Source organism: Hydrogenophaga sp. (assembly GCF_051007235.1).
In the GTDB taxonomy this organism is placed as follows: domain Bacteria; phylum Pseudomonadota; class Gammaproteobacteria; order Burkholderiales; family Burkholderiaceae_C; genus Hydrogenophaga.
The window spans coordinates 1-1,723 of the sequence record NZ_JBPCSJ010000081.1; the positions used below are offsets into that span (position 1 = coordinate 1).

The 1,723-nt window shown below is 68.4% G+C and carries 2 protein-coding genes and 1 riboswitch; of the genes, one reads left to right on the forward strand and one right to left on the reverse strand.

Annotation, left to right across the window (positions count from 1 at the left end):
• Nucleotides 1-879, reverse strand: an 879-nt coding sequence (locus ACR2JA_RS02785) for a dihydropteroate synthase (protein WP_434007598.1), incomplete at its 3' end; no start/stop codon positions are given.
• 27 nt (nt 880-906) lie between these two features.
• Nucleotides 907-1,028, reverse strand: a riboswitch (S-adenosyl-L-homocysteine riboswitch).
• Between the two features lie 64 nt (nt 1,029-1,092).
• Here ACR2JA_RS02785 and ACR2JA_RS02790 point away from each other — a divergent pair.
• Nucleotides 1,093-1,723, forward strand: a 631-nt coding sequence (locus tag ACR2JA_RS02790) for a GAF domain-containing protein (protein WP_434007599.1), incomplete at its 3' end; no start/stop codon positions are given.

A 1,723-nucleotide genomic window follows, 5' to 3' on the forward strand; every position in this document is an offset into this window, starting at 1 on the left:
CACCACGTCTTCCACGCGCTCGCGCAGTTCGGGGTCCAGCTCGTCGTACACACCCACCATGCCGGCGTTGACGATGCCCATGTCCATGCCCGCCTGGATGGCGTGGTACAGGAACACAGTGTGGATGGCTTCGCGCACCGGGTCGTTGCCCCGGAAGCTGAACGACACGTTGGACACACCACCCGACACCTTGGCACCCGGCAGGTGTTGCTTGATCCAGCGCGTGGCCTCGATGAAGTCCACCGCGTAGTTGTTGTGCTCTTCAATGCCGGTGGCAATGGCGAAGATGTTGGGGTCGAAGATGATGTCTTCGGGCGGGAAGCCCACCTCGTCCACCAGCACGCGGTAGGCACGCTCGCAGATCTGAACCTTGCGCGCGTAGGTGTCGGCCTGGCCCTGCTCGTCGAAGGCCATCACCACCGCGGCCGCGCCGTAGCGCTTGATCAGCTGCGCGTGGTGCTTGAAGGTCTCGACGCCTTCCTTCATCGAGATCGAGTTGACGACGCCCTTGCCCTGGATGCACTGCAGGCCGGCCTCGATCACCTCCCACTTGGACGAGTCGATCATGATCGGCACGCGCGCAATATCGGGCTCGCCGGCGATCAGGTTCAGGAAACGCACCATCGCGGCCTTGCTGTCCAGCATGGCCTCGTCCATGTTGATGTCGATGATCTGCGCGCCGTTCTCCACCTGCTGGCGGGCCACGGCCAGCGCGTCCTCGTAGCGCCCTTCCAGCACCATGCGGGCAAACGCCTTGGAACCCGTGACGTTGGTGCGCTCGCCCACGTTCACGAACAGGCTGTCGGCACCGATGCGTAGCGGCTCCAGGCCGGACAGCAGCATGGGCGGGACGGAGACAGGGGAAACGGCGTCGGACATGGGGCTCACCAGGTGTTGTGTTCGAAAAACTGGTGAGCGCCGTTGGCACCGGCCAGGCCGGCGGGACGGTGGTCGCCCCGTGTCTCAAGCCTGACGCCCGTGGCCAAAACCGCAAAGTTTCGACGGGCGCTGCAGCGCTCCTTGAGAGGCCGCGATTTTAGCGGGCCGCCCCTGCACGCTGCTGGTGCGATGCTTGCTTGCCCACAGACCGCCATGCCCCACCGCACCGACCCCGACGCCCCCGGCGCCCCGCCCACCGACTGGCACGCGCAGGAGCTGCTGCTCATGCGCGAGGTGATGAAGCTGGTGGGCCGCAGCCTGGCGCCCGCCTTTGTGCTGCGCGAAATGCTGCACCTCATGAGCGAGCTGCTGGGCCTGAACCGGGGGCGCATGGTGCTGGCCGACGACGTGCCCGAAGGGGCGGAGGGCGGCGAGCGCACCGCCTCCGTCCGCCACGCCTACGGCCTCACCGCCGACGAAGCCGCGCGCGGCGTGTTCCGCTGGGGCGAGGGCATCACCGGCCGCGTGCTGGCCAGCGGCCTGCCCGCCATCGTGCAGGACGTGGACGCCGAGCCGCTGTTCCTGTTCCGCACCGTGGCGCGGGCCGACCTGCCGCCGCAGACCGTGGCTTTCATCGCGCTGCCCATCGAAGTCAACGGCGCCACCGTGGGCGTGCTCGCGTGCCACCGCATCCGCAGCCGCCAGCGCCACCTCAACGACGACCTCGCGCTGCTGCGCATCCTGGCCACGCTGGCCGGCCAGCTGCTGCGGCTGGAACAGCTGGTGGCCGAAGAACCCCGCCAGCGGGCCGCCCGCAACGAGGCGCTGGAACGCGCGCTGGACG